The sequence below is a fragment of the Mangrovactinospora gilvigrisea genome (assembly GCF_001879105.1).
In the GTDB taxonomy this organism is placed as follows: Bacteria; Actinomycetota; Actinomycetes; order Streptomycetales; family Streptomycetaceae; genus Mangrovactinospora; species Mangrovactinospora gilvigrisea.
In genome coordinates, this window is record NZ_MLCF01000029.1 from 11,732 (window position 1) to 38,335 (window position 26,604).

Sequence of the window (26,604 nt, forward strand, 5' to 3'; positions counted from 1 at the left end):
ATGTGATCGCGTTCCGGAAGTAAACATGGGCCGTCACCGTTGCCAACGGTGACGGCCCATTGTGTTATTGACGGGTTGTCGACACCTGGCCGGACAGCGTGGTCCAGACCGGGAGCGATCCGATACCGATCGACCGCTTTACCCCTTTTTCTCGACCCCGGGGCACGACCACCCGCCCGAAAGGACCGATCCGTGACGTCCAAGCCGCAGTCCGGCAGACACTTCCGCTCCGCAGCCGCCCTGGTCGCGGCGCTCTCCGCCGCCGCGCTGGTCGCCGGCTGCGGCTCCTCCGGCGGCGGCGCCAAGGGCGCCGAACCCTCGCAGAGCTCGGCCCCGGTGCAGGGCGCCCAGGCCATCAACCCGCAGCCGCTCTCCAAGATCAAGCAGGGCGGCACCTTCCGGATGTCGATCCAGCAGTGGATCACCCAGTACAACCTGTACCAGGTTGAGGGCACCCAGGGGGACGGCGCCTCGATCGCCTCGATGGTGCTGCCGCAGCTGTGGATGCACGACGCCAAGGGCACCCCGCACGCCGACACCGACTTCCTCCTCAACGCCTCCGCGGCGACGGCCGGCGGCAAGCAGGTCGTCACCTACAACCTCAACCCCAAGGCCAAGTGGTCCGACGGCAAGCAGGTCTCCGCCGCCGACTTCAAGGCCCAGTGGCAGGCCCTCAACGGCTCCGACTCCAAGTACCTGGTCGCCGACTCCTCCGGCTACGACCAGATCGCCTCGGTCGCCCAGGGCAGCAGCCCCCAGCAGGTCAAGGTCACCTTCAAGAACGCCTACGCCGACTGGCAGCGGCTCTTCCAGACGATGCTGCCGGCCGCCGCGATCAACACCCCGGACAAGTTCAACAAGGGCTGGATACAGACGGTCCCGATCACCTCCGGCGCCTGGAAGATCGGGAAGATGGACAAGGCCCAGCAGGCCATCACCGTCGTCCCCGACCCGTCCTTCTGGGGGACGAAGCCGAAGCTCGACAAGGTGATCTTCCGGGCGATGGGCCAGGACGCCCAGCTCGGCGCCTACCTCAACAACGAGATCGACTACGTCAGCACCCCGGACGCCGAGTCCTACCAGCGGGCGAAGAAGAACCCCTCCACCGCGATCCGCATCGGCGCCCGCTGGGACGAGGTCCACCTCACCCTCAACGGCAACCACGGCCCCACCCAGGACGTGAAGGTCCGCCAGGCGATCGAGGAGGCCGTCAACCGGCAGGCCCTCGCCGACATCGCCTCCAAGGGCATGCCCTTCAAGGCGCCGCTGCTCGACAACCACTTCTTCATGCCCAACCAGGCCGGCTACCAGGACAACGCCGGCCAGTACGGCAAGTACGACCCGACGGCCGCCGGCAAGCTGCTGGACGCGGCCGGCTGGAAGTCCGCCGGCACCGGCAAGCCGCGCACCAAGGGCGGCAAGCCGCTCCAGCTCACCTACGTGATGTCGGACGGCAGCACCCAGCAGTCCGCCGACCAGGCGGAGGCCCTGCAGGCGATGCTGATGCAGGTCGGGATCAAGATGACCATCCAGAAGGTCCCGATGAACGACTTCTTCGACAAGTACGTCAACGTCGGCAACTTCGACCTGACCTCGTTCCGCAACGTGGACGCGGTCTTCCCGTCGACGCTCTACCCGGTCTTCCAGCAGCCCAAGGGCAACCAGGTCTACCAGAACTACGGCCGGGTCTCCTCGCCGCAGATCGACAAGCTGCTCCAGCAGGCCGGCACCACCGTCGACGAGTCGCAGTCCCGGGCCCTGTACAACCAGGCCGACAAGCTGATCTGGCAGGCCGGGCACTCGCTGGAGTACTACCAGCGGCCCCAGGTGCTGGCGGTCCGCAAGAACATCGCCAACTTCGGCGCCTCCGGCCTCGGCGACGTCGACTGGGCGAAGGTCGGCTTCCTGAAGTAGCTCCGACCCGTCCCCACCGGGACCCCTCCGGGCCCCTCGGACCCGCCGAACGCCTCCCGCGCCCCGCACAATGGAACCTGTGCTGGAGATGACGCGGGAGGCGTTCGAGGATCTGGTGGCGGCGGCGCTCGACACCGTTCCCCCCGAGCTGACGCGCCTGATGGACAACGTCGCGGTCTTCGTCGAGGACGAGCCGCCGCCCGGCGGCCCCACCCTGCTCGGCCTCTACGAGGGCACCCCGCTCACCGAGCGCGGCGAGTGGTACGCCGGCAACCTGCCCGACCGGATCACCGTCTACCAGGGCCCCATCCTGCGCATGTGCCCCACCGTCCGGGAGGTGATCCGGGAGGTCAGGATCACCGTCGTGCACGAGATCGCCCACCATTTCGGCATCGACGACGAGCGGCTCCACGAACTGGGCTACGGCTGACGGGCGTTGACGCTCCGTCACCGCTCACCCGGGGTGATAGTCAGCCGAATCCCGTGTCCTCCCCTCCGCCCCACCCGTTGAACCAGGCATGACGAGCCACAGAACGCCAACCCCCCGGGTCGGCCTGCGCACCCGCGGACGCCGCCTCGCCTCGGCCGCGGCCACCGCCTGCGCGCTGCTCGCCGTCTCCGGCTGCATGACGGTCGGAGGACACGGGGGATCATCGACGGAGCACGCCCCGCACGGCGGCAGCGACAACGTCTCGCACGACGGCTCCTCGTACGCCGACACCTCCAACGACACCCGGCACGGCACCGGCGGCGGCACCGCGCCGAACGCGCCCGCGCCCAGCGCCGGCCCGTCCGCGGAGTCCGGTGGGACGGGCACCGGGACGGGGACGCCGTCGGCCGGGTCCGCGCCGGGCAGGCCGGCGAAGCCGGGGGCGTCGTCGTCCAAGGGCTCGCCGTCCTCCTCCTCGTCCTCGTCGTCCTCCTCGCCCTCGGGCGGGACGGGCGGCAAGCCGCCCACCGCCAGGCCGACGCCGCCCACCCCCACGCCGACCACCGACCCGACGCCGACCGGTCCGACGCCCGAGCCGAGCCACTCCGACTCGCCGGACCCGTCCGCGTCCCCCTCGTAGCGAGCGTCACGTCACATTCGCGGATAACGAGGACGAACCGGGCGCCGGATGGCGTACGCTGGTAACGGTTTGCCCACCCTGCCCACCGAGGCGTACATTGGGCGGCCGTTTGATCCCCTTCGATTGACCCATTGCCCGGCACCCCCGAGGACCACATTCCAACGGTGCCGATGGCGCGTTCCCGGTGACTCCGTGGCAGGCCGCACGAGGCGGCTTATGCGAACCGCGGGGCTTGGCGCGTGCCGCTTCCCGGAAGGTTTTGCATGACTCTCGCTGTGTCCGACAGCACTGCCCTGCCCGAAAACGAGATCGAGCTCGACGCCGCGGGCGTCGTCGCCGAGAACGCCGCCGAGAACGCCGCGGCCGAGAACACCACCGTCGCCGAGATCGACGGGACCGCAGTCGAGGCGGTCGAGGTCGAGAACACTCCCGAGGCCGCTGCCGGGGAGACGAAGGACGAGGAGGTGAAGGACGAGGCGCCCGAGGTGCCGTCCTTCGACGAGCTCGGCCTGCCCGCCGAGGTCGTCAAGGCGCTCGCCGCGCGCGGCGTCACCAGCCCCTTCCCCATCCAGGCCGCGACCATCCCGGACGCCCTGGCCGGCAAGGACATCCTGGGCCGCGGCCGCACCGGCTCCGGCAAGACGCTCAGCTTCGGCCTGCCGCTGCTGGTCCGCCTCGCCGAGGGCCGCACCCGCGCCAAGCGCCCCCGCGGCATCATCCTGACCCCCACCCGCGAGCTGGCCATGCAGGTCAGCGACGCCCTCGAGCCGTACGGCCGGATCCTCGACCTGGAGATGAAGGTCGTCTGCGGCGGCACCTCGATGCAGCGTCAGATCTTCGCCCTGGAGCGGGGCGTGGACATCCTCGTCGCCACCCCGGGCCGGCTGCGCGACCTGATCGAGCGCGGTTCCTGCTCGCTCGACGAGGTCGAGATCGCCGTCCTCGACGAGGCCGACCAGATGGCCGACATGGGCTTCCTGCCCGAGGTCAGCGAGATCCTCGACCAGGTGCCGGCCGGCGGCCAGCGGCTGCTGTTCTCCGCCACGCTGGAGAACGAGATCGACACCCTGGTGAAGCGCTACCTGGTCGACCCGGTCACCCACGAGGTCGACCCGTCGGCGGGCGTCGTCACCACCATGTCCCACCACGTGCTGGTCGTGAAGCCGAAGGACAAGGCCCCGGTGACGGCGGCCATCGCGGCGCGCAAGGGCCGCACCATCATCTTCGTCCGCACCCAGCTGGGCGCCGACCGGGTCTGCGACCAGCTGCGGGACGCCGGCATCAAGGCCGACGCGCTGCACGGCGGCATGACGCAGGGCGCGCGCACCCACACGCTCAACGACTTCAAGGACGGCCGGATCAACGTCCTGGTCGCCACGGACGTCGCCGCGCGCGGCATCCACGTCGACGACATCGACCTGGTGCTGCACGTCGACCCGCCGGCCGACCCCAAGGACTACCTGCACCGCGCGGGCCGCACGGCGCGCGCCGGGCGCTCCGGCACGGTCGCGGCGCTGATCCTGCCGCACCAGCGCCGCTCGATGTTCCGGCTGCTGGAGGAGGCGGGCGTGGAGGCCGAGCGCCACCTCGTCGGCCGCCACTTCAGCCCGGAGCTGGTGGAGATCACCGGCGCCCGGTCGCTGACGGACGTTCAGGCCGAGGCCGCGAAGAAGGCCGCCGAGTCGGCCCAGGGCGAGGTCGAGGACCTGACGCGCCGTCTGGAGCGGGCGCAGAAGCGCGCCGAGACGCTGGAGGCCGAGGCCGGCGAGCTGAAGGCCAAGGCCGACGCGGAGGCCGTGGCGGTCGCCAACGGCGAGTTCGTGGAAGAGGACGAGCGCGAGTTCGACCGCAAGCCGTTCCGCCGCAACGACCGCGGCGGCAACCGGTCCTTCGACCGGGACCGGGGCGACCGGGGCGACCGGGGCGACCGGGGCCCGCGCCGCGACTTCCGTGACGATCGCGGCCCGCGCCGCGACTCGCGCGACGACCGCGGTGACCGGGGCGACCGGGGCCCGCGTCGGGACTTCCGTGACGACCGGGGTCCGCGCCGCGACGACCGCGGTGACCGCGGCCCGCGCCGCGACTTCCGCGACGACCGGAACCGCGACGACCGGAACCGCGACGACCGGAACCGCGACGACCGGAACCGCGACGAGCGCCCGTACCAGCGGCGCGAGGACCGCGACCGCCCCTACCAGCGCCGCGACGACCGTGACGACCGCGGTCCGCGCCGCGAGTTCCGGGACGACCGGGGCCCGCGCCGCGAGTTCCGCGACGACCGCGGTCCGCGCCGCGACTTCCGGGACCGGGACGACCGCCCGTCGTACCGCCGCGACCGCGACGACCGTCCGTCCTACCGGCGCGACGACCGGGACCGCCCGGCGCGCGGCGGCAGCGGCTACCCGCGGCGCGACCGCCCGGCCGGCGCCGGCGCGGGCGACCGCAAGCCGCGCTGGAAGCGCAACGGCTGACGCTCCCGCAGCAGTCGGCCACCCCTGCGCCCCGGCCCCCGCCGTCCCTGTAGTACGGGACGGCGGGGGCCGGGGCGTTCGGCGTTCAGCGGGCGCCGCGGATGAGGGCGATCATGTCCTCCAGGTCGGCCTCGAACTCCGCGTCCCAGTCGACGGGCCGGTCCAGCCACTCGGCGAGCCCCTCGTGGACCGGCAGCGCCGCGCCGCCCGCCGTCGCCCGCCGCTCCCGGGTGCTCAGCCGGCCCGGCGAGAACCGGCCCCCGCCCTCGGAGACCGCGAACCCCAGCAGCCAGGTGGAGAAGAGCCGTTCGCGCCGCGCCACGTCGTGCGCGGGCACCCCCGCGGCGAGCATCACCCGGTAGAGCTCCTCCACCACCCGGATCGCCGTCTGCCCCATCGCCGGCCGCTCGAAGATCAGCAGCGACGCGCCCGGATGGCTCCGGATGGACGCCCGCACCGCTCGCGCGCCCGCGCGCAGCTGCTCGTCCCAGGGCAGGTCGCGGTCGAGCACGGGGAGTTCGCCCAGCACGCGTCCGTGCAGCTCGTCGAGGAGCCCCTCCTTGCCGTCCACATGCGCGTAGAGGGCCATCGGCGTGACCCCCATCCGCTCGGCGATCGCCCGCATGCTGACGGCCCGCAGGCCCTGATCGTCCGCCAACTCCATGGCGATGCCGACGATCTCGTCCCGTCGGCTGCCCTTGCTCTTGCTCTTGCCCTTGCTCGTGCCCTTGCTCGTGTCCGTGCCCTTGCCGGTGCCGCGCATCATGGGTCTACACTGTATACCTATACGGCGTAGATCAACTATGCCCGCCTGCCCGGGAGTTGAGATCGGCGATGCTGCTCATCGAGAACCTCCGCAAGCGCTTCGGGTCGCGCACCGTGCTGCACGACCTCTCCCTCTCCGTCCGCCCCGGCGAGATCGCCGGGCTCATCGGCCACAACGGTGCCGGCAAGAGCACCCTCGTCGGCCTGGTCACCGGCCTGCTCCGCCCGGACGGCGGCCGGATCGACACCGGCGGCGCCCAACCCGCGCTCGCCCCGCAGGAGATCGCCCTCTACCCCACCGCCACGCCCCGCGAGCACCTCCGCCTCTTCGGCGGCCTCGCCGGCCTGCGCCGCCGCGCGCTGGAGGAGCGCGCCGACGCCCTGCTCGCCGAGCTCGCGCTCGGCGAGTGCGCCGACCGCCGCGCCGCCGTGCTCTCCGGCGGCCAGCAGCGCCGCGTCCAGGCCGGCTGCGCGCTGATCGCCCTCACCGGGCCCGGCGGGCTGCTGCTGATGGACGAGCCCACCGCCGGCGCCGACCCCTCCACCCGGGCGCTGCTGCTCGCCGCCGTCCGCCGCCGCGCCGAGCAGGACGGCGCCGCCGTCCTCTACACCACCCACTACCTGCCCGAGCTGGACGAACTCGGCGCCACCATCGCGGTGCTGCGCGCCGGGCGGCTGGTGGCCCGCGGCAGCCGCGCCGAGCTGCTGGAGGGCCTCCCCGGCGAGCTGCGGCTGCGGTTCGCCGACGACGCCCCGGACGCGCCGCCGCACCGCTACCCCTCCCGCGATCCGGGCGGACGGCTGCCCGGACTCCTCGCCGAACTGGCCGGCGAGGGCCGCGCCCCGGTCTCCGTCGAGGTCCTGAAGCCCCAGCTCGACGACCTCTACCGCGCCCTGGAGCTCACCGAGGGAGTCCCGGCATGATCCCGCCCGCCACCCGCCACCGCCCTTTCGACGAGCGCTTCGCGCCCTGCCTGATCCGCCTCGCCGCGCTGCTGCGCCACAACCTCCTCCTGGTGCGGCGCGAGCCGGGCCCGCAGATCAGCCGGCTGGTGATGCCGCTGGTGCTGCTCGCCGTCCTCCAGCCGCTCTACCGCACCGTCGGCACCACCGCCGAGGCGGCCACCGGGATGATGGTGATGTTCGCCATGCTCGCCGTCTCGGTGATCGGCTCCGGGATCCTCGTCGAGCGGCTCTGGCGGACCTGGACGCGGCTGCACGCCACCCCCGCCCGTCCCGCCGAGATCCTGCTCGCCAAGGCGCTGCCCGCCTACGCCCTGCTGCTCCTCCAGCAGGCGCTGGTGGTCGCCTTCGCGGTCGCCGTCTTCGGGATGCCGCTGCGCCATCCCGTGCTGCTCGCCGCCGCGATCGCGGTGTGGTGCGCGGTGCTGCTCTGCGTCGGGGCGCTGCTGGGATCGCTGGTGCGCAGCCCGGCCGCGCTCTCGTCGGTGCAGGACATCGTGGGCCTGCTCTGCACCGCGGTCGGCGGCGCGCTCGTGCCGCTGACCGTGCTGCCGCACTGGGTGCGGGCCGCGGCGCCCGCCTCGCCGGGGTACTGGGCCGTCGGGATGCTGCGCTCCGCGCTCGCCGGATCGCCCGGTGCGACGGGGCGCGACGCGGCCGTGCTGGGCGCCCTCGGGGTGGTGGCCGCGGTGCTCGCGGGACGCAGATTGACGTGGTCTCGCACACACGTCTGAGCAATGCCCCGGCCGCGGGAACCGCTCCACCGCACGTCGTCCGCGGGGACCCGTTGCGGACACCAGCGACAACTGCGTCTGGCCACAGCGGGGGCGGCGGATGCATCATGTGGAGCGGAGGCCGTCGAGATTCGCCGGCGCCACCGTCCTGAGGAAGGTCGCCACCCATGCTGCGGAACGCGTTCGAGCCCTGGCACATCATCCTGCTGGTCGCCGTCATCGCCCTGCTCTTCGGCTCGAAGCGGCTGCCCGACGTCGCCCGCGGCCTCGGCAAGTCGATGCGAGTGCTGAAGGCGGAGACGAAGGCCCTCAAGTCCGACACCACCGAAGGCTTCAAGGCCGGCTCCGCCGAGGGCCAGGCCGAGTCGGCCGAGGCCCGCACGGCCGAGAAGGTCACCGTCACCAAGACCGAGGCCCAGCCCGCGGACAAGGCCGCGGCGCAGTAGCGCCCGCCGCTTCCGAACCCGATATCCCCTCGCCCAAGCCCCCAGCCGAACCGGTACGCTAGCCGAGGCTGCGGGGCCACTAGCTCAATTGGCAGAGCTGCGGACTTTTAATCCGTAGGTTCAGGGTTCGAGCCCCTGGTGGCCCACCTGGTTCCCCGCGAACCGAGGCCGCAGGTCGAGAAATCGGCCTGCGGCCTTTCTGCGTCCGCGTGTCGATCGATCCTCCCGAAGGGGTTGCGGGCCGCCCCGGCGGGTGTGCAAGGATCGTCCGCGTCGCCGCGGAACCTTCCGTACCGGTCGCACCGGGCGACACCTGTGCCCCAGCCCGAAATCGCACCGTACGCCCGGAGGTTCACGCCTTGCCCGCAGCCGCAGCCGAGTCTGCCGCGCCGGCGGCGCGCCGGGCTCTGTGGGTGCTGCTGCTGACGGCGGGCTTCGTCGCGCTGGGGCTGCTCCTCGGCGGGCATGCGCACGCCGCGGCGCCGCGAGCCGGCGCGACGCACGGCGTCCCGGCCGTGCGGACCGCTTCGGACCTGGCGCACACCGCCGCCGCCCGGACGCACTCCGCGGTGCGGCACACCGCCGGCTCCGGCCCGAGGCGGCAGGCCGCGCGGATCCGCTCGCAGCTCTCCGGGGTGCACGCGCGAGGCCGTGCCACCACCGACCGGGCCGTCCGGGACGTCCGCACCGCGGGCGCCGCCGTCGGCACGGCGGTGCACGCCGTCCGCGGCACGCTCGACCGGCTGCCCGTCCGCCTTCCGTCCCCCGGCGGCGCGGCGCCCCGGGGCCCGGGCCGGTCCCGGCACCTCGGTCCCGCGCAGCCCGCGGCCGCCGGCCATGCCGCGGCCGCCCACCGGGGCACCGCCACGACGGCGGCCCGCCCCGGGACGGGCGCCGCGACGGCGTCCGACACCGGCCTGCCGACCGCCGCGCGTCCGGCGGTGGCCGACGGCGGGACGCACGCCCCCGCCGGGCCCTCCCAGGGGGCCGACCGGACGGACCAGGGCCTCGCGGCCCACCCGGCGTCCGGCGGCGCCCCGGGTCTCCCGGCCGCCTCCGGCCCCCGCCTCGCGCGGCAGGCGGATGCCGTCCGCACGCCATGGCACGCGCCCGCGCCGGGGCGTGCCGCGGACGTCACCGTCCGACCCGGCTAGCACCTCCCCGCACACACCGGCGGCGGCGATCCCGCTCCCCGGCACCCCACCGTGCCGCGACGGAGCCGGCCCGTACGCCGCATCCCCCGAATGCTCTTCGATTCCTGTGCAGGGAAGGTTTTTGATCATGCGTAAGATCCGCACGCCCCGCTCCGTCCTCCTCCGCCGCAGTGCCGCCGTGGCAGCCGCCGCGGCCGGGCTCTGGGCGCTGGGCAGCACCGCCGCCAACGCGGCGACGCCGGTTCCGTCCGCGCCGGCTGTCCCGTCTGCCTCGTCCGTCCCGTCCGTCTCGTCGGTCCCGTCCGCTCTCGCGTCGGGCGCCGCGCCGGACGCGACCGGGACCGTCGGGCGCGCCGTCGGCGGGGCCGCCAAGGCCGTGCACGGCGCGGTCGGAGGGCTCGGCGACAAGGCCGGCTCGGCGCTCGGCGGGGGCGGCACGGTGGAGCACCCGATGGGCGCCGGGACGCGCTCGGCGGTGCCCGGGCGGGCTCAGCTCCCGTCGACGGGCGGCGTCCGCGCGGGTGCCGTCCACCTGGTCCTCAAGCACGCGAAGGCCGTGGGCCACGTGAAGAGCGCCGCGCAGCGGGTGCCGGACCTCGGCACCGCCGGACTGCCCGAGATCCCGGCGCTGCCCGCGCCGTCGATGCCGTCGATGCCGTCGACGCTGCCGACCCCGGCGAACCTGCCGATCCTGCCGACGCTCTCGGCCCTGCCGGTGCCGGCCACCCCGAACACCGGTGCGCCCGCCGGCCTGCCGGCGACGGCGACCCGGCTGCAGGAGCTGTCGAAGGCGCTCCAGGCGGCGAGGACCCTGAAGGCCGGGGCGGGCGCGCTGCCGGCGGCGGGCCTCCCGGGTCTGCCCGGCCTCGCCTCGGTTCCGTCGCTGCCGTCGGTGTCGTCGGTTCCGTCGGTGCCGTCCATCCCGTCCGACCTGCCCGTCGCGGTTCCGGCGGCGCTGGGCGTCCACCCCGAGGGGCTCGGGACGGCGGCCGGCCCCGGAGCGGTCTACAACCTGGTGGGCTCGGCCCTCGCCCCGGTCTACTCCGCCGCGGGCCCGAACACGGCCCCCGTCTACGCGGTGACGGACCCGGCCCTCACCGCCGTCTACACGGTGGGCGGCCCGGCCCTCGACGGCCTCCCCGCGGCATCCGCCCCGGGCCTGTTCCTCTGAGCTGATCAGGCCCGGCCCGAACGAGCCCCGGGCGGTCGGCGGACCGCCCGGGGCTTGCCCCTGCCCCACGGGGCAGGGGTTAGCGTCCCTCCGCTCCGGCCGATCCGCCCGGCCGGCCGACGAGGAGGGAATGCCATGACCGTGGAGACACGTCTGCCCGAGACGGTGCGCGAGGTGCGGCTGGCCGCCGTGCCCGAGGGGGTGCCGGCCGCGGAGCACTTCGCCGTCGCCGAGGTGCCGCTGCCGGTGCCGGGGGACGGCGAACTGCTGGTCCGCAACCGCCGGTTCCTGCTGCACCCCGGGATCCGCACGCTGATCGCCGCGGTGCCGGGCACGCCGTTGCCGGCGATCGCGCCCGGCGGGACGCTCCCCGGCCTCGCCGTCGGCGAGGTGGTCGCCGCGGCCGGCGGCGACGGCCCGCGTCCCGGGCAACTGGTCGCGCACCCGCTCAGCTGGCGCGAGTACGCCGCCGTCCCCGTCGATGCCGCCCGGGTGCTGGACACCGCGGCGCTGCCCGACCCGTCCGCGCACCTCTCCCAGGGCGAGGCCGCCTACGGCGCGTTCACCCGCGTCGCCGGGCTGCGCCCCGGCGAGACCGTGCTGATCACCGGCGGCGCCGGCTCGGTCGGCTCGCTCGCCGGCCAGATCGCCCGGCTGCTGGGCGCCGCCCGGGTGATCGGCACCACCGGCTCGCCGGAGAAGGCCGAGCTGATGGTGCGCCGGTACGGCTACCACGCCGCCCTGCTGCGCGGTCCGGCCGCCGCGGGCCGCTCGATCGGCGACCAGCTCGCCGAGGCGGCGCCCGACGGCGTGGACGTGGTGCTCGACAACGTCGGCGGCGAGCAGTTGGAGGCGGCCCTCGACCACGCCCGCGCCGGCGCCCGGGTGGTGCTGCTGGGCGCGCTCTCCGGCCAGCTCGCGGCCGATTCGGACGGGGGAGGGCGCCCGGTCCGCTTCGACTCCTTCGCGGCGGTGCTGCGCCGGCTGACGCTGACGGGCTATCAGGCCACCGCGCACCCCGACGTCACCGACGCATGGACGGAGCGCTTCGCCCGCTGGCTCGCCGACGGGGCGATCACCTTCCCCGTCACCGAGGTCCCGGGCATAGCCGCCGCGCCCCGGGCGTTGCAGGACCTGCTGACGGGACGCCATACCGGAACGGTCGTCGTCGACCTCGACGGCGCGTCGTAGCCCACCTCGGGAGGACGGATGCGGATCGGCGACGCCGCCGCGGCCACCGGCGCCACCCCGCGCGCGCTGCGGCTCTACGAGGCGCGCGGGCTGCTGCCCCCGCCGGACCGCACCCCCGCCGGCCAGCGCCGCTACGGAAGCGCGGCGCTGCGCCGGGTGCGGGTGATCCGCGAGCTGCTCGCCATCGGCCTCACCCTGGACGACATCGGCCGCTTCGTCGACCGGCTGCCGCTGCTGGAGGACGGCGGCGCGATGCGCTGCGGCCCCGCCTCCTCCCCCGCGCCGGGGTCGGAGGCGGGGGCGACCGCGGTGGTGCTCCGCCGGGTCGCCGCGCTGGACGCGGAGATCGCCCGGCTCACCCGGATCCGCGACACCCTGCTCGCCAAGGTCGACCTCGGACCCGACGGCCGTTCACCCGATCGTGGCGAGGCGGGCGCCCCGGACCGGGCCGACCGGACGGTAGCGTCGGGGATCTGACCATTCGTCCGATTTCTGCGCGCGAGGGCAAGGGGCCGTTCCGATGCGGATGTACTACGACGCCGTGGACGGCGCCGACCCCGAGGACGAGGAGGGCCTCCGCGAGCTGCGCGAGCTGACCGCCGCCCGGGTGCTGCTCGCCGACCGGGTCGAGGAGTGGGCCGCCGCCGAGGGCCGCCCCGTCGAGGCCGAGCTGGTGCGGGACGCCCTGGAGTACCGCCACGCCGACACCCCCGACGGCCGGCTGGGCCGCTGGGGCTCTGCCGAGGCCCGCGGCTTCCTGCTGGAGTGGCTGCCCCGGCAGCGCACCGTGCTGCCCGGCGACCCGCTGCCGGAGGCGCCCGAGGCGCTCCGCGCCCTGATCGGCTACGTCCACGCCCATGAACTCGCCGACCCGCTCGCCCCCTCCGAGGCCGCGGCGCTCGCCGCGGTGGACGAGGCCGCGGCCGGCTACCCCGCGGCGATGGCCGACCGCAGCCGGTACGGCATCGCCAAGTACTGGGTGACGGCCGCCGCCGAGCGGGGCGTCGACATCGACGACGAGGCGGCGCTCGGCGCGTTCACCCGCCGGGCGCTCGCCGGCGAGCCGGGCACCGGCGCCGACCCGGAGGAGTGGCGGCGGGTGCTGGCCCGCCGCGCCGAGCTGGACGCCGCCGGGCCGGCGCGCGTCCTGCCGCAGCCGCCGGTCGCGCTGCCGGACGAGGCGGCGCTGCGCGCGGCGGCGGCCGCCGTGCCGCTGCCGGAGTGGGCCGGGTGCCCGGACGACGGTGCGGCCGATCCGCTGCGGCGCTGGCAGCAGGGCTTCGACGCGCTCTTCGCCCCCGAGCCGGGCGCGCTGCTGCTCGCCGACGGGGAGCGGGCGGCGTTCCCGTCGCCGTTCCCCTCCGCGCTCCGGGAGAACTGGGAGCGCGCCCTGCCCGATGTGCTCTCCGCGCTCTACGCGCTGCCCGCGCCGATGCCGCTGCCCCGGCTGCGCGCCTCGCTGGCGGCGGCGGGGGAGGGCTGCTCCGCGGAGGAGCGGGCGCTGCTCGACGCCGACCTGGTCCGGCTCGCCCGCGGCCTGGAGCTGCTCGGCGCGGCCGAGTGCGCCATCGGCCGGGCCGACGCCTGCTTCGTCGAGGCGCTCCCGCCGCTGGCGGCGTTCGACGAGGCGGCCGACGCCGACGACCCCTACCGCGGCCTGCGCGAGGAGCTGGAGCGCGGCCCGGTTCCGCTGCTCGCCCTCACCCCGCTCGGCACCCACGGCGTGCGGCTGCGGCTGCGCGCCGCGGGCCGGATCGCCCCGCTGGTCGGCGAGTTGGCCGCGGCGCCGCCGGCCGGGCTGCTGGGGGCGCTCGCCGAGCACTACGACGAGGAGAGCGCCCGCGCCGAGCTGTCCGCCTGGGTGGCCGCCCGCGGCGGCCCGGCCGAGGCCGTCCCGCAGCTGGTCGCCGCCGTCGGCCGGGCCCCCTTCCGGGCCCGCCGCGCCGGCCTGCTGGCCGCCCTCGCCGGCGCGCTGCCCGCCCCGGACGGCACCGAGCTGCTGCACGCCCTGCGCGCCGACGCCGCGCTGGGCCCCGTCGCCCTCTCCGCGCTGCTGCATCTGGACGGCGGGGCGGTCGCGGCGACGCTCTCCGAGCGGGACCGCCGGCTGGCCGTCGCCGAGCAGCTGCTCCAGCTCCACGAGGCGACCGGCCCGGACGGCATCCGCGCCCTGCTGCGCGCCGAGAACGCCGCCACCGCGCGGGAGATGCACGCCGCCCTCGCCGACTCCCCGCACCCCGACACCGAGGCGATCGCGGCCCTGGCCGCCCTCCTCACCGAGACCGCCCGCGCCACCGCCCAGCAGTCCCGCGCCAACGCCGCCGACACCCGCCGCCGCCACACCGGCAAGCGCCGCCGCTGAGGGCGGCGCGCGAACGGGCGCCGGGAGCGGCCCTGGGGGGTGGCCCCTCCGGCGGTCGGTGCCGGGGAGGCCGGGCGCGGGCAGGCAGGGAGTGCGCGCACCCGTCCTACCGGACGGGCCGGGCGGGGGCGGGGAGGCGCGCCCGCGGCGTCACCCGAGGAGCGGTGCCAGCAGGGGGAGGGCGTCGTCGAGGGTGGCGGCGGTGCGGAGGTCGGGGAGGGTGCGGACGGCCTCGCGGGCGAGCGCGCGGGTGCCGGTGTCGCGGCGGGCCCGCGGGTACCAGACCTCCCGCCACAGGTCCATCAGCAGCGACCCCAGCACCCCCGGGACGCCGGCCGCCGGGGAGGTGCCGTCCACCGTCGCAACCCACCGCTCCGCGATGAATCCGCCCACTTGGGGCACCTGCTCGATGCGCCCGCCCATCACCCCGTCCGCGGCGGCGTAGACGAGGCCTCCGACGTGCGCGTGGAGCAGCGCGCTGCGGCACATCAGGCAGGGCTCCAGCGTCGACCAGAGCACATGGCCGGCGTGGTCGCCGCCGATCGGCAGCTGGGCGAGGGCGTTGATCTCGGCGTGCGCGATGTGCACCCCGGCCAGCTGGCCGGGCGGCGCCACCGCGTCCAGCCCGCGGTTGCGGCCCGCGGCCGCCGTGCGTCCGTCCGGGCCCCGGACGACCGCCCCGATCGGCAGGCAGCCGGCCAGGAACCCCTCCCAGGCCAGCTCGAACGGCTCCCGCCAGGTCTCGGGCAGCGTCGCGTCTCCCATGCGCCGATTGGAGCAGAGCGAGCCGGGGTTCCGCGGGCGATGAGGAGATTGGGGAGATTGAGTGGATTGGGCGCTATGTCGGCAAAGGTCTGATTGAATGTCGGTGCGCGAATCCTGCGCGCACAGGCCGCAGAGGACCCGCTGGAGGAGGGTGCCCATGGACCGCCGGCACCGTCACCGCGGCCTCCGCCCGGGGGAGCCGCTCCCCGAGGACGCGTTCCGCCGCATCGTCGAGGGCACCATGGCGGGCGTCGCCCTGCTCGGCCCCGACCTGCGCTACCTCTTCGTCAACGAGGCCCTCGCCGCGATGAACGGCCTGCCGGCCGACGAGCACGTGGGCCGCACCATCCACGAGGTCGTCCCCGGCGTCGACGTCGCGCCCGGGGTGCTGCGCTCGGTGATCGCCGACGGCGTCCCCCGCAACGCCTGGTCCCGCGGCCACACCCGCGCCCCCGTCGGCGTCGAGGAGCGCGAGTGGTTCTGCACCTACCACCGCGTGGACCGCTCCGACGGCACCGTCCTCGGCTACGCCGTCGTCATCACCGAGATCACCGAGGACCGCCGGGCGATGCGCGAGCTGGAGGGCGCCCAGCGCCGGCTGCTGCTGGTGGACGCCGCCGCCACCCGGATCGGCACCACCCTCGAGGTGGACCGCACCTGCCAGGAGCTGGCCGACCTGCTCGCCGAGACGGTCGCCGACATCGTCGGCGTCGAGGTCTTCCCGGTGCGCGGCGACGGCGACGGCGCCGGTGCGCTCGGGCCGCCGCCCCCGCCCGGCGTCGTCCGGCTCCGCCGCGCCGCGCTGGCCACCCACCCCGACCTGCTCGATCTCGCCAAATCCTTCGGTGAGCCCGGCCAGCTGATCGACTATCAGCCCGGCTCGGCGGTGCCGCGCTGCATCGACGGCGGGCTGCCGGTCGTCATGAACGACTACCTCGACGACGACCGCCTCGAAGGCTCCGCCCCCAGCCGGGCGCGCGCCGACGCGTACCGGGCCAACGGCATCCACTCCGGCATGATCGTGCCGCTCGCGGCCCGCGGCCGCGACCTGGGCACCGTCACCCTGGTGCGGGTCGGCGACTCGCCGCCGTTCGACGAGGAGGACACCGCCACCGCCCAGGCCCTCACCCGCCGTGCGGCGATCGCCCTGGACAACGCGCGGCGCTTCACCCGGGAGCACGGCATCGCGCTGGAGCTGCAGCGCGCGCTGCTGCCCGATCCGCGCGGCACCAGCCCCGACCTGGAGCTGGCCACCCGCTATCTGCCGGCCGGCGAGGCGGAGTTGGTGGGCGGCGACTGGTACGACGCGATCCCGCTGCCGGGCGGGCGGACACTGCTGGCGATGGGCGACGTGATGGGCCACGGCGTGGCGGCGGCCGCGGCGATGACCCACTACCGGATGCTGCTGCGGCTCTCGGCGCAGCGGGATCTGCCGCCGGACGAGCTGCTCGCCATGATGGACCGCAACGCGGAGGTGGCCGCGGGCGAGCGCCCGGCGACGTGCCTGCTGGCGGTCGTCGACGCGGCGCACGAGCGGTGCACGTACGCCTCGGCGGGGCACCTGCCCCCGGCGGTCGTCGACCCGGACGGGACGGTGCGGCTGCTTAAGGTGCTCCCCGGACCCCCGCTGGGCGCGGGCGCGGGCGCGGGCCGTGCGGCGGTGTACCCGGTCGCGGAGGGGCCCTGCGCGGGCGGCGGCACGCTGCTGATGTTCACCGACGGCCTGGTCGAGCGCCGCAGCGAGGACATCGACGTCTCCCTGGGCCGGCTCGCCTCGCTCGAACTCCCCCCGGCCGCCCCCTTGGAGCACCTCCTCGACGAGGTCGCCGGCCGCCTGGTGACGTTCCCGCTGGCCGACGACGTAGCACTCCTGGCGGCGCGGGTGCGAGCCGCGGGCAAGCCCACCACCGGCCCGTTCAACGCCGGTTGAGGAGACGTCAATCACAGGGGTGCAACCTGCTGCCCGGGGGAACTCCTCTAGGTTCGTGAACGTCAGTTCGTGAACCGATGGAACGAGCCAAGGGAGAACATCATGGCGGACGTCACGCCGGACGGGAAGATCTCGCCGACCAAGGACGAGGAGATTGTCACGCCGGACGGGAAGATCTCGCCGACGAAGGACGAGGGGGCGACCGCCTCGCCCGACGGCAAGATCTCGCCGACCGGCACCGGTACCGAGAACAAGTGAGACCGGCCGCCGGCCCGGGGGCCGGCGGTGTGGGGGGAATGACGGGGGCGGCCATCGGTGGGGTGGTCGTCCCCGTCAGCGTCCTTCGGGTACGGCGGTCGCCGCCGCCAGTGCGGCGCGCACGTCGTCGGCCTCGGCTGCGCCGAGTTCGTCGAAGACCCGCAGGGCGTCGGTGCGGCAGGCGCGTGCCCGATCGGCATGGCCGAGGCGGTGCAGCGCGTCGCCCAGGAGCGCCAGGACGAGGCCCCGGCGCCAGTCGCCGCCGATCTCCTTGAGCAGGACCAGAGCCTGTTCGGCGAGCTCGACGGCCGTCCGGTCGTCTTCGGAGGAAGCGTGGATCTCCGCCATGCGGAAGACCGTCATCCCCTCCCACAGGCGTTGGCGGGTCAGCCGGAACAGGTCGAGGGCGGTTCGCAGGGCTTCGAGGGCCGCGTCGTGGTCGTCGACGGCGGACAGCGCCAGGCCGAGGTTGTACTGGGCGATTCCGAGCTGGAGCGACGACCTCAGATCCTGCTGCAGTGCGACGACTCGTCTGCTCGACTCCACAGCTCGTTCAGCCTCTCCGACGGCGAGGTAGACCCGTGAGAGGTTGCCGAGCGCCACCGCCACCGTCAAAGGGTTGTCGTCGCGCTCGCCGACCTCCAGCGCGGCGGTGAAGTGCCGTCCCGCCGAGTCGAGTTCCTGGCGGTAGAGGGCCACCGAGCCCAGCAGGCTGTAGGCCGCCTCCAGGGCCACCGGGTCGTCGCTGCCGGACTCCAGCACCCGGCCGGCCTCGGTCACCGCCTCGTCGAAGCGGCCCTCCATCTGCATCGCCTGACCCAGCATCCCCCGTGCGCGGCCCTCCGCGCGGGTGTCGCCCGCGGCGGACGCCTGGTCGGCGACGCCGCGCGCCGCGGACTCGTACTCCCGGGCGTACCCGCCCGAGTCGCCGAGGTCCTGGGTGACCTGGAGGAGGTCGGCCGCGCAGGTGAGCAGGCGGCCGCCGGCCTCCGCGGCCTGGCGGACCGCCGCCAGCAGGCATTCGGCCTCCTCGTAGAGCCAGTCGCGGCCCTCCTCGGGCTCGTCGAGGTGGAGGCCGGGCTGGGAGGTCTCGACGAGGTGCTCCACCAGGCGGTCGCCGGGGTTCTCCAGGCGGTAGGCGTCGCGCGCGGTGGCCAGGTAGTGGTCCGTCAACCGCACCAGCGAGGCGCGGCGTTCGGGCTTGGGGTCCTGCTCGGCCGCCTTGCGCCGCGCGTAGAGACGGAGCAGGTCGTGGTAGCGGTACCGGCCCTCCGTCGGGGACTCCAGCATGGCGATGTCGACGAGCCCGTCCAGCAGGTCCTCGACCTCGAAGGGGTCGTCCAGCTCCAGCACCGCGCCCGCCGCCGGGACGGAGACGTCCGGGCCGTCGGGGAGGGCGAGCAGCCGGAACGCGCGCGCCTGGAGCTCCTCCAGGTGGCGGTAGCCCAGCTCGAACGTCGCGGTCACCGCCAGGTCGCCCACCCGCAGGTGGTCCAGCCGGCGGTGCTCGTCGCGCAGCCGCCGCGCCAGCGACGCCACCGACCAGCCCGGACGCGCCGCCAGCCGGGACCCCGCGATGCGGATCGCCAGCGGCAGCCGCCCGCAGGCGTGCACCACCTCCAGCGCCGCCGCCCGCTCGGCGGCGATCCGCTCGGCGCCGACGATCCGCCCGAAGAACTCCAGCGCCTCCGCCGCGCTCATCGCGTCCAGCGCGACCTGGTAGACGCCCGGCAGCTCGGCGAGCCGGGCCCGGCTGGTGACGATCACCGCGCAGCCGGGCGCCCCCGGCAGCAGCGGGCGGACCTGCGCCGCGTCCTTGGCGTCGTCGAGGACGACCAGCACCCGGCGGTCGGCGAGCACCGAGCGGAAGAGCGCGGAGCGCTCCCCCTCGGAGTCGGGCAGCTCGGCGTCGGGGATGCCCAGCGCGCGCAGGAAGGAGGCGAGCACCGACTCGGGCTGCGGCGGGCGGATGCCCTGGCCCTGCAGGTCGATGTAGAGCTGCCCGTCCGGGAAGGACTCCCGCACCTGGTGGGCGACGTGCACGGCGAGCGTCGTCTTGCCGACGCCGCCGATGCCGGCCACCGCGGAGATGGCCAGGGCGTGGGCGCCGTCCTCGATGCCCTCGCCGACCATCCGGGCGGTCAGCTCGCGGACGTACAGCGCACGCCCGGTGAAGTCGGCGACGGCCGAGGGCAGTTGGGCGGGTCGTAGCACCGGACGTCCCGCCTTGGCGCCGAAGCCGCCCGCGGGGGCGAGCTCCTCGTCGCCCTCCAGGATGCGCTGGTGCAGCTCGCTCAGTTCGGGGCCGGGGTCGACGCCCAGCTCGTCGGCGAGCAGCCGCCGGGTGTCGGCGTAGACGCCGAGCGCCTCGGCCTGCCGTCCGCTGCGGTAGAGCGCCAGCATCAGCAGCCCGCGCAGCCGCTCGCGCAGCGGGTTCGCCGAGCTGAGCGCCGTCAGCTCGGCCACCACCTCGGCGTGGCGGCCGAGTTCGACGTCCAGCTCCAGCCGGACCTCCAGCAGGTTGAGCCGCCACTCCTCCAGGCGGGAGCGCTGCGCTTCCGCGTAGGGGCCGGGGACGCCGGCCAGCGTCTCGCCCTCCCACTCCTCCAGCGCGGCGCCGAGGAGCTCGCGGGCCTTGGCCGGATCGCCGCCGTCCCGGGCGCGTTCGGCCTCGTCCGCGCGCGCCTCCGCGCGGGCGAGGTCCAGCTGGTGGGTCTCGAAGCGGAGCCGGTAGCCGCCGGCCTCGGAGGCGAAGACGTCCGGGCCGAGCTCCTTGCGGAGCCGGAAGGCGTAGGTGCGCAGGGTGGCGACGGCGCCCGAGGGGGCGTCCTCGCCCCACACCGCGTCCACCAGCTCCTGCGTGGTGGCGGTGCGCCCGGTGCGCAGCAGCAGCACGGCCAGCACGGCACGCTGCTGCGGCGAGCCGGCTGCCCGGGGCTCGCCGTCCCGCCATGCGCGGACGGGACCCAGCGCGGCGAAGCGCAGGCCCGTTCCCTCACCTTCCATGCCCCAAGTCCCTGCCGTCGAAGACGCCGTCGAAGACGGATACGTATCAACGGATGATATGAGGTTCCGGGTCGGGTGACGGATGGTCAAAACGGGCCTGTTTAGCGGGCGGTCGGGTCAACCCCGGGCAAGACCCGCCTTGAGGCGGTCCACGGCCTCGGCGAGAACCTGCGGTTGTTTGCAGAAGGTAAACCGCACCAGCGGTGTGCCGCCGCCGGCCTCCGCGTCGCCGTAGAAGACCGCCGCGGGGATCGCCACCACCCCGCAGCGCTCCGGCAGCCGGCGGCAGAACTCCACGCCGTCCGACTCGCCCAGCGGCCGCACGTCGGTGGTGATGAAATACGTGCCGCGCGGCCGGTAGACGGTGAACCCGGCCTCCTCCAGCCCGGCCGCCAGCAGATCGCGGCGGGCCTTCAACTCCGCGCGCAGCGCGGTGTAGTACGCCTCCGGCAGCCGCAGCGCCTCGGCGGCCGCGTACTGGAACGGGCCGCCCGAGACGTAGGTGAGGAACTGCTTGACGGTGCGGACGGCGCCCACCAGCTCGGGCGTCCCCGTCACCCAGCCGATCTTCCAGCCGGTGAAGGAGAACGTCTTGCCGTGCGAGCCGATGGTGACGGTGCGCTCCCGCATGCCCGGCAGCGTCGCGAGCGGCACGTGCTCGCCCTCGTAGACCAGGTGCTCGTACACCTCGTCCGTCACCACCAGCAGGTCGCGCTCCAGAGCCAGTTCGGCGACTGCGGCGAGCTCGTCCTTGGTGAGCACCGCGCCCGTCGGGTTGTGCGGGGTGTTGAGCAGGATCAGCCGGGTGCGGTCGGTGACGGCGTCCCGCAGCGCGTCCAGGTCCAGCGCGAACTCCGGCGGGCGGAGCGTGACGCCGACCAGCTTCGCGCCGGCCATCGCCACGCAGGCGGCGTAGGAGTCGTAGAACGGCTCCAGCGCCACCACCTCGTCGCCGGGCTCCAGAAGCGCCAGCAGCGCGGCGGCGATCGCCTCGGTGGCGCCCGCGGTGACCAGCACCTCGCGGTCCGGGTCGAACTCCAGCCCGTAGCGGGCGCGCTGGTGGTCGGCGACCGCGTGGCGCAGCTCCGGGATGCCGGGGCCCGGCGGGTACTGGTTGCCGCGGCCCTCCCGGATCGCCCGGACGGCCGCCTCGAGCACCTCGGCGGGGCCGTCGGTGTCCGGGAAGCCCTGCCCCAGGTTGATCGAGCCGGTGGCCGTGGCCAGCGCCGACATCTCCGCGAACACGGTCGTGCCCAGCCCCTCGAGGCGCCGGTTCAGCAGCGGACGTTCACTCATACCGGAACGCTATCGCGCGCACGGTCCGGCACCCCAGCCCCAGGGGGAGGGGTGCCGGGGTCCAGGGCGGCGAACAGGGCACCGCGCTCAGCGTTCGGCGGCGGCGGGCTCCGGCCGCCGCGCATCCTCCGCGGCGCGTGCGGACGGCACGTAGGGCGCCTCCGCCGTGGGCACCGGGAGGCCGGAGCGCCGCAGGCGCAGCGCGGCGAGGGACACCCGGAGGCCGTCCGCCAGCACGACCAGCACCAGGAGCACGAACACCGCCAGCAGCACCCCGTCCACCGTGGAGTTGGTGACCACCGTGTGCATGTCCCCGAGTGTCTTCGCCGGCGGCAGCACCTTCCCGGCGGCGATCGCGTCCCGGTAGGTGTCCGCCTGCGCGAAGAAGCCCAGCTTCGGGTCGGCGGAGAACAGCTTCTGCCAGGACGCGGTCATGGTCACCGCCACGTCCCAGGCCAGCGGGAGCCCGGTGATCCAGGCCCACTTGGCGCGGCCGGACTTCACCATCAGCACCGTGCAGACGCCCAGCGCCACCGCCGCCAGCAGCTGGTTGGCGATGCCGAAGAGCGGATACAGCTGGTTGATGCCGCCCAGCGGGTCCGTCACCCCGGCCCACAGGAAGTACCCCCAGGCCGCGACGATCACCGCGGTGGTGAGCCACTGCCCGGTGCGCCACCTGGGGTCGCGGAACCGGCGGTGGGCGTTGCCCAGCAGGTCCTGCAGCATGAAGCGGCCCACCCGGGTGCCGGCGTCCACCGTCGTCAGGATGAACAGCGCCTCGAACATCACCGCGAAGTGGTACCAGAACGCCTGCATGTTGCCGCCGAACGCGGTGTGCAGGATGAAGGAGAGGCCGACGGCGAAGGTCGGCGCCCCGCCGGTGCGCGCCAGGATCGAGTTCTCCCCGACGTCCTTGGCGACCTGCGCCAGCTCGTGCGGGCGGATGCTGAAGCCGAAGCCGGCCACCGCGTGCGAGGCCGACTGCACCGTCTCGCCGAGCACGCTCGCCGGGGCGTTCATCGCGTAGAAGAGCCCGGGGTCGAGCACGGTCGCGGCGATGATCGCCATGATGGCGACGAACGACTCGGCGAGCATCCCGCCGTAGCCGATGAGCCGGACCTGCGTCTCCTTCTCGATCATCTTCGGGGTGGTGCCCGAGGAGATCAGCGCGTGGAAGCCGGAGAGCGCCCCGCAGGCGATGGTGATGAAGACGAACGGGAAGAGCGAGCCGGCGAAGACCGGGCCGCTCCCGGTGTGCGCGAAGCTGCTGATCGCCGGGGCCCTGAGGTCCAGGCTCGGCATCGCCACGACCACGCCGATCGCCATCAGCGCGATCGTCCCGATCTTCATGAAGGTGGAGAGGTAGTCGCGCGGCGCCAGCAGCGTCCACACCGGCAGCACGGCGGCGACGAACCCGTAGACCACCAGGCAGACCACCAGGGTCTTGGGGGAGAGCGTGAAGACGCCCGCCGCGCCCGGGGATTCGGCGACCCAGCGGCCGGCGACGATCGCGATCAGCAGCAGCACCGCGCCCCCGATGCTCGCCTCCAGCACCCGGCCGGGCCGCACGAAGCGCATCCACACGCCCATCAGCAGCGCGATGGGGATGGTCATCGAGATGGAGAACGTGCCCCACGGGGACGAGGCCAGCGCGTTGACGACGACCAGCGCCAGCACCGCCAGGATGATGATCATGATCGCCAGGACGGAGACCAGCGCGGCGTAGCCGCCCACCCGCCACCCGCCGCCGCCCCTCCAAGGAAGCGCTCCGCGCGCCCTCTTGACTGGGCCCAGTTCGTCCCGCGCGATCTGCCCCAGCGAGCGGCCGTCCCGCCGCATCGAGAAGAAGAGCGTCACCATGTCCTGGACGGCGCCGCCCAGCACCACGCCCACGATGATCCAGACGGTGCCCGGCAGATAGCCCATCTGCGCCGCCATCACCGGCCCGACCAGCGGGCCGGCGCCCGCGATCGCCGCGAAGTGGTGGCCGAACAGCACGCGCTTGTCGGTGGGATGGAAGTCCACGCCGTCGTCGAGGCGCTCGGCGGGGGTGGCCCGCGTCGGGTCCGGGCGCAGCGCGCGGCGGGTGATGAAGCGGGCGTAGAACCGGTAGCCGATGGCGTAGGAACCGAGGGCGGCGGCGAGCATCCAGGCGGCGGAGACGTGTTCGCCGCGGGCGAGGGCGAGCACCGTCCATCCGGCGGCGCCGACCAGCGCCACCAGGGTCCAGGTCACCACACCGCGCATCGTCGAGCGGCTCAAGTCGGGGTTCCCTTCAACAGAACGTGCAAGTTTACGGAACCTTGACTTCCTATCAGGGACGCGCCGCGGTCGCCGAGTGAGGTGCGTCACCATGCGGGGTGACGGAGCGTTGAATCCGTGATTCCGCGGGAGCCCGTGACCGGCGCGCGACCTGTGGCGTATGCCACCGCGACGGCTGGTCGCGCAACTGGTTTTGGTGCGGGAATGACCCTTTTTGGGATGGCCGACTACCGGTGATCGCGCAAGTTTTCGGGGCCAGTTGGCGGGATCCGCTTGGAACTACCGGCCGGTTCTATTAACGTCTGGTAACGCACCGCGGTCGGCAACGCCGTACCTGCGACGGCACCGCGATGCATCGCCGAATCCCGCGAGGGAGCCGGGGAACCACCGTTCCCACACCTGGTGAACATGGGGTGAATCGGCCCGCAAGGGCCGTAGGAGACCTTCCTGCTCCGAACCCGTCAGCTAACCCGGTAGGCGAGAAGGAAGGAAAGGAGTACGCCGGTCTTGGCGTCCAATGAGCCTGTCTGGGAGCCGGATGCCGCCCGAGGGCGGCACCGCGTGCACCGCAAGCCCCGGTCGGTGAACTCCCGCTCCAGGCGCGGCGGATCCGCCGTACTGGGTGTCGCCGCCATCGGCGCGGTCGCGGCCGGAGGCGTCGCCGCCTCCCAGGGCCATGTCGACCCCAGCCTGCCGATCTCCATCGGCGACTCCGCCGACACGAGCTCCGTCCACACCTCCACCGGCCTGCAGCAGGTCGCCCACGCCGGCGCCTCGCTGCACACCCAGATGATCGCCCAGGCCGGCCAGCAGGAGGCGCAGGCCAAGGCCCGCGCCGAGGCCGCCCGCCGGGCCGCCGCCGAACGCGCCGCGGCCGCCAAGGCGAAGGCCGAGGCCAAGGCGAAGGCGGAGGCCGCCGCGAAGGCCAAGGCCGAGGCCCGCCGCAAGTTCCTGGCCGGCTGGGTGCTGCCGGTGCACAACTTCTGGATCAGCGCCGGCTTCGGCGAGTCCAGCGCGCACTGGGCCACCACCCACACCGGCCTCGACTTCGCGGCGCCCACCGGCACCGCGGTGAAGTCCATCGGCAGCGGCCGGATCGTCGAGGCGGGCTGGGCGAACGCCTACGGCTACCGCATCGTCGTCAAGCACAACGACGGCACCACCAGCTGGTACTGCCACCTCTCGGCCATCACCAAGGCGAGCGGCACGGTGGTGCCGGGCGAGCAGATCGGACGCGTCGGCGCCACCGGCAACGTCACCGGCCCGCATCTGCACCTGGAGATCCACCCCGGCGGCGGCGCGGCCGTCGACCCCAAGGTGTGGCTCGCCGACCACGGCCTCCGCACCTGAGCGAGGCCCCCACAGACCCGACGGTCCCGGCGACCACCCCCCCCGACGCCGGGACCGTCGGCTTCTCCCCACCCGCCCGGGCGCGCCACCGCGGCCCGCAGGTCCGGGCGCGCTACCGCGTCCCGCCCGCCGCGGCGGGGCGCCGCGGGCCGCACCCCCGGTCGGACTCCGCCGGCGGCGGCACCGCCGCCAGCACCGGGCCCACCACCGCCCGCCGCATCCACAGCCTGTGGAGCAGCTCCTGCTCCCGCTCGAAGAACCGCGCCCCCTGCGCCCCCGTCGCCCGCAGCCGCGCCAGCTCCACCGCCGTCCGGGTGTACTCCCGCACCGCGACCGCCCCCGCCTCCCCCCACCCGCGCCGCGCCGCCCGCATCGCCGCCCGCCGCCCGACCGCGGACCCCAGCACCGCCGGCTCGTGCCCCGCCATCCACCCCGCCCCCGCGTACGGCGCCAGATGACGCACCACCAGCCGCAGCTCCCGCCGCCGCGACAGCAGCACCACCGTCAGCATCCCCAGGAAGATCGGGACCATCAGCCCCGAGTACATCCGCAGGAACCCGTCCATGCCCCCGCCGGCCGCCGCGTTCCACAGCCCGTGCAGCGCCATCGCGCCCGTCCACCCCAGCAGCGGCGCCAGCACCTGCCACACCCGCCGCCGCGCCACCGTGCCCAGCCCCAGCCCCAGGCCCGTCATGCAGGTGAAGAGCGGATGCGCGAACGGCGAGAGCACCGCCCGCACGAAGAGCGTCCCGAAGGTCAGCTGGACGGCGTCCATCAGATGCGCCCCCGAGGCGTACGCCCGCCCGAGGTAGAGCACGTTCTCGGTGAACGCGAAGCCCGCCGCCGTCACCCCCGCCAGCACCAGCCCGCCCACCGGGCCGACCACCCGGCGCGCGCCCCCGCGGCGCCCCGTCAGCAGGAACAGCCCCAGCACCACCAGGCCCTTGGCGGTCTCCTCCACCAGCGGGACCAGCGTCGAGGAGCCCACCATCTCACCGCGCGCCCCGTTGCGCTGCTCCAGCAGGCTCGTCGTCCAGCTGTTGGCGAGCAGCGCCATCAGCGTCGCCGCGAACGCGCCCCAGGCGAAGCAGAAGGCGAGGCGGCGGCGCGGCTGCGGCTCCGTCCGGTCCAGCCACAGGAACCCGCCCACCACCAGCGGCACCGGCAGCACCGCCAGCAGCAGCCCGACGGTGAACCCGGTCCCCCCGGTCTGACGCTCGATCAGCGCCAGGATCGTCACCGCGCAGCCGGCCAGCGCCAGCACCACCCCCAGCACCCGCGCCCACCCGGGTATCCGCCGCCGGGGCGCACGGCCCCGCGGCTTCCCCGGGGCGCGCGGCAAGGTGGTCACATCACGACGATAGAACCGCACGTCGGACCGCAAAAGCGGGCGTTCGCGACCGCCTTCGATCTGGCCCGTTCGCGGTATACCCGGCCCTTCCTGCTCAGCGGGCTTGGCGAAGCAGGGCACACTTCCCGCGCCGCCCGGCACGCAC

Annotated in this window: 21 protein-coding genes, 1 tRNA gene and 1 riboswitch; of the genes, 16 read left to right on the forward strand and 6 right to left on the reverse strand. The window is 74.7% G+C overall.

Annotated features, from left to right (window positions below):
* Positions 1-192 precede the first annotated feature (192 nt).
* The 4 genes from BIV57_RS07515 to BIV57_RS07530 all read left to right on the forward strand — a co-directional run bounded on the left by BIV57_RS07515 (position 193) and on the right by BIV57_RS07530 (position 5,455).
* Positions 193-1,914 (forward strand): ABC transporter family substrate-binding protein, encoded by a 1,722-nt coding sequence (locus tag BIV57_RS07515; protein ID WP_071655884.1) that lies wholly within the window; start codon positions 193-195, stop codon positions 1,912-1,914.
* Between the two features lie 79 nt (positions 1,915-1,993).
* Complete coding sequence (locus BIV57_RS07520) at positions 1,994-2,344, forward strand: metallopeptidase family protein (RefSeq protein ID WP_071655885.1); 351 nt, start codon at positions 1,994-1,996, stop codon at positions 2,342-2,344.
* A gap of 88 nt (positions 2,345-2,432) precedes the next feature.
* Positions 2,433-2,984, forward strand: a complete 552-nt coding sequence (locus tag BIV57_RS24975; protein ID WP_175548687.1) for a hypothetical protein — start codon at positions 2,433-2,435, stop codon at positions 2,982-2,984.
* A gap of 263 nt (positions 2,985-3,247) precedes the next feature.
* Positions 3,248-5,455, forward strand: a complete 2,208-nt coding sequence (locus BIV57_RS07530; RefSeq protein WP_079170110.1) for a DEAD/DEAH box helicase — start codon at positions 3,248-3,250, stop codon at positions 5,453-5,455.
* Positions 5,456-5,540: 85 nt separating this feature from the next.
* On the opposite strand, the gene BIV57_RS07535 is transcribed toward BIV57_RS07530, so the two are convergent.
* Positions 5,541-6,221, reverse strand: a complete 681-nt coding sequence (locus tag BIV57_RS07535) for a TetR/AcrR family transcriptional regulator (protein ID WP_245797472.1) — start codon at positions 6,219-6,221, stop codon at positions 5,541-5,543.
* A gap of 68 nt (positions 6,222-6,289) precedes the next feature.
* Here BIV57_RS07535 and BIV57_RS07540 point away from each other — a divergent pair, with 68 nt between their 5' ends.
* The 9 genes from BIV57_RS07540 to BIV57_RS07580 all read left to right on the forward strand — a co-directional run bounded on the left by BIV57_RS07540 (position 6,290) and on the right by BIV57_RS07580 (position 14,241).
* Complete coding sequence (locus BIV57_RS07540; protein WP_071655887.1) at positions 6,290-7,144, forward strand: ABC transporter ATP-binding protein; 855 nt, start codon at positions 6,290-6,292, stop codon at positions 7,142-7,144.
* A complete protein-coding gene (locus BIV57_RS07545) occupies positions 7,141-7,917 on the forward strand; it encodes an ABC transporter permease (RefSeq protein WP_071655888.1) in 777 nt (258 codons plus the stop codon). The genes BIV57_RS07540 and BIV57_RS07545 overlap by 4 nt, the downstream gene beginning before the upstream one ends.
* A gap of 167 nt (positions 7,918-8,084) precedes the next feature.
* On the forward strand, positions 8,085-8,363 hold the full coding sequence (gene tatA, locus BIV57_RS07550; RefSeq protein ID WP_071655889.1) for a Sec-independent protein translocase subunit TatA: 279 nt from the start codon (positions 8,085-8,087) through the stop codon (positions 8,361-8,363).
* A 73-nt stretch (positions 8,364-8,436) separates the two neighbouring features.
* Positions 8,437-8,509 (forward strand) — tRNA-Lys (locus BIV57_RS07555).
* A gap of 213 nt (positions 8,510-8,722) precedes the next feature.
* On the forward strand, positions 8,723-9,517 hold the full coding sequence (locus BIV57_RS07560; RefSeq protein WP_139275505.1) for a hypothetical protein: 795 nt from the start codon (positions 8,723-8,725) through the stop codon (positions 9,515-9,517).
* A 127-nt stretch (positions 9,518-9,644) separates the two neighbouring features.
* The gene (locus BIV57_RS07565) at positions 9,645-10,688 is read left to right on the forward strand and encodes a hypothetical protein (RefSeq protein ID WP_071655891.1); all 1,044 of its coding nucleotides are present in this window, start codon (positions 9,645-9,647) and stop codon (positions 10,686-10,688) included.
* Positions 10,689-10,823: 135 nt separating this feature from the next.
* Positions 10,824-11,879: an MDR family NADP-dependent oxidoreductase gene (locus BIV57_RS07570; protein WP_175548688.1), complete on the forward strand. Its 1,056-nt coding sequence runs from the start codon at positions 10,824-10,826 to the stop codon at positions 11,877-11,879.
* 18 nt (positions 11,880-11,897) lie between these two features.
* Positions 11,898-12,356, forward strand: a complete 459-nt coding sequence (locus BIV57_RS07575) for a MerR family transcriptional regulator (RefSeq protein WP_071655892.1) — start codon at positions 11,898-11,900, stop codon at positions 12,354-12,356.
* Between the two features lie 43 nt (positions 12,357-12,399).
* Positions 12,400-14,241: a hypothetical protein gene (locus BIV57_RS07580; protein ID WP_071655893.1), complete on the forward strand. Its 1,842-nt coding sequence runs from the start codon at positions 12,400-12,402 to the stop codon at positions 14,239-14,241.
* 150 nt (positions 14,242-14,391) lie between these two features.
* Here BIV57_RS07580 and BIV57_RS07585 read toward each other — a convergent pair whose 3' ends face one another.
* The gene (locus BIV57_RS07585) at positions 14,392-15,006 is read right to left on the reverse strand and encodes a nucleoside deaminase (protein WP_071655894.1); all 615 of its coding nucleotides are present in this window, start codon (positions 15,004-15,006) and stop codon (positions 14,392-14,394) included.
* Positions 15,007-15,163: 157 nt separating this feature from the next.
* On the opposite strand from BIV57_RS07585, the gene BIV57_RS07590 reads away from it, so the two are divergent.
* Positions 15,164-16,936, forward strand: a complete 1,773-nt coding sequence (locus BIV57_RS07590) for a SpoIIE family protein phosphatase (RefSeq protein ID WP_079170112.1) — start codon at positions 15,164-15,166, stop codon at positions 16,934-16,936.
* 102 nt (positions 16,937-17,038) lie between these two features.
* Positions 17,039-17,194 carry a hypothetical protein gene (locus BIV57_RS24980; protein ID WP_175548689.1) on the forward strand — a complete coding sequence of 52 codons (156 nt, stop codon included), beginning with the start codon at positions 17,039-17,041 and terminating at the stop codon, positions 17,192-17,194.
* Positions 17,195-17,269: 75 nt separating this feature from the next.
* Here BIV57_RS24980 and BIV57_RS07595 read toward each other — a convergent pair whose 3' ends face one another.
* The 3 genes from BIV57_RS07595 to BIV57_RS07605 all read right to left on the reverse strand — a co-directional run bounded on the left by BIV57_RS07595 (position 17,270) and on the right by BIV57_RS07605 (position 23,743).
* On the reverse strand, positions 17,270-20,200 hold the full coding sequence (locus BIV57_RS07595; protein ID WP_071655895.1) for an AfsR/SARP family transcriptional regulator: 2,931 nt from the start codon (positions 20,198-20,200) through the stop codon (positions 17,270-17,272).
* 117 nt (positions 20,201-20,317) lie between these two features.
* Entirely contained in the window at positions 20,318-21,496 is a 1,179-nt protein-coding gene (locus BIV57_RS07600; protein WP_071655896.1) for a pyridoxal phosphate-dependent aminotransferase, read from the reverse strand.
* A gap of 87 nt (positions 21,497-21,583) precedes the next feature.
* A complete protein-coding gene (locus BIV57_RS07605) occupies positions 21,584-23,743 on the reverse strand; it encodes a carbon starvation CstA family protein (protein WP_071655897.1) in 2,160 nt (719 codons plus the stop codon).
* Positions 23,744-24,104: 361 nt separating this feature from the next.
* Positions 24,105-24,253: riboswitch (cyclic di-AMP (ydaO/yuaA leader) on the forward strand.
* 66 nt (positions 24,254-24,319) lie between these two features.
* Here BIV57_RS07605 and BIV57_RS07610 point away from each other — a divergent pair.
* Positions 24,320-25,108: a M23 family metallopeptidase gene (locus BIV57_RS07610; RefSeq protein ID WP_245797473.1), complete on the forward strand. Its 789-nt coding sequence runs from the start codon at positions 24,320-24,322 to the stop codon at positions 25,106-25,108.
* A gap of 112 nt (positions 25,109-25,220) precedes the next feature.
* Here the strand turns inward: BIV57_RS07610 and BIV57_RS07615 are convergent, their stop codons facing one another.
* On the reverse strand, positions 25,221-26,459 hold the full coding sequence (locus BIV57_RS07615) for a PrsW family intramembrane metalloprotease (RefSeq protein WP_175548690.1): 1,239 nt from the start codon (positions 26,457-26,459) through the stop codon (positions 25,221-25,223).
* Positions 26,460-26,604: the final 145 nt, after the last annotated feature.

What these genes read in the sequence shown, in the direction of transcription:
- BIV57_RS24975 (WP_175548687.1), top strand. Translation starts at nt 2,433, where the DNA reads ATGACGAGCCACAGAACGCCAACCCCCCGGGTCGGCCTGCGCACCCGC.
- BIV57_RS07530 (WP_079170110.1), top strand. Translation starts at nt 3,248, where the DNA reads ATGACTCTCGCTGTGTCCGACAGCACTGCCCTGCCCGAAAACGAGATC.
- BIV57_RS07535 (WP_245797472.1), bottom strand. Translation starts at nt 6,221, where the DNA reads ATGATGCGCGGCACCGGCAAGGGCACGGACACGAGCAAGGGCACGAGC.
- BIV57_RS07540 (WP_071655887.1), top strand. Translation starts at nt 6,290, where the DNA reads ATGCTGCTCATCGAGAACCTCCGCAAGCGCTTCGGGTCGCGCACCGTG.
- BIV57_RS07545 (WP_071655888.1), top strand. Translation starts at nt 7,141, where the DNA reads ATGATCCCGCCCGCCACCCGCCACCGCCCTTTCGACGAGCGCTTCGCG.
- tatA (WP_071655889.1), top strand. Translation starts at nt 8,085, where the DNA reads ATGCTGCGGAACGCGTTCGAGCCCTGGCACATCATCCTGCTGGTCGCC.
- BIV57_RS07565 (WP_071655891.1), top strand. Translation starts at nt 9,645, where the DNA reads ATGCGTAAGATCCGCACGCCCCGCTCCGTCCTCCTCCGCCGCAGTGCC.
- BIV57_RS07570 (WP_175548688.1), top strand. Translation starts at nt 10,824, where the DNA reads ATGACCGTGGAGACACGTCTGCCCGAGACGGTGCGCGAGGTGCGGCTG.
- BIV57_RS07575 (WP_071655892.1), top strand. Translation starts at nt 11,898, where the DNA reads ATGCGGATCGGCGACGCCGCCGCGGCCACCGGCGCCACCCCGCGCGCG.
- BIV57_RS07580 (WP_071655893.1), top strand. Translation starts at nt 12,400, where the DNA reads ATGCGGATGTACTACGACGCCGTGGACGGCGCCGACCCCGAGGACGAG.
- BIV57_RS07585 (WP_071655894.1), bottom strand. Translation starts at nt 15,006, where the DNA reads ATGGGAGACGCGACGCTGCCCGAGACCTGGCGGGAGCCGTTCGAGCTG.
- BIV57_RS07590 (WP_079170112.1), top strand. Translation starts at nt 15,164, where the DNA reads ATGGACCGCCGGCACCGTCACCGCGGCCTCCGCCCGGGGGAGCCGCTC.
- BIV57_RS24980 (WP_175548689.1), top strand. Translation starts at nt 17,039, where the DNA reads ATGGCGGACGTCACGCCGGACGGGAAGATCTCGCCGACCAAGGACGAG.
- BIV57_RS07595 (WP_071655895.1), bottom strand. Translation starts at nt 20,200, where the DNA reads ATGGAAGGTGAGGGAACGGGCCTGCGCTTCGCCGCGCTGGGTCCCGTC.
- BIV57_RS07600 (WP_071655896.1), bottom strand. Translation starts at nt 21,496, where the DNA reads ATGAGTGAACGTCCGCTGCTGAACCGGCGCCTCGAGGGGCTGGGCACG.
- BIV57_RS07605 (WP_071655897.1), bottom strand. Translation starts at nt 23,743, where the DNA reads ATGCGCGGTGTGGTGACCTGGACCCTGGTGGCGCTGGTCGGCGCCGCC.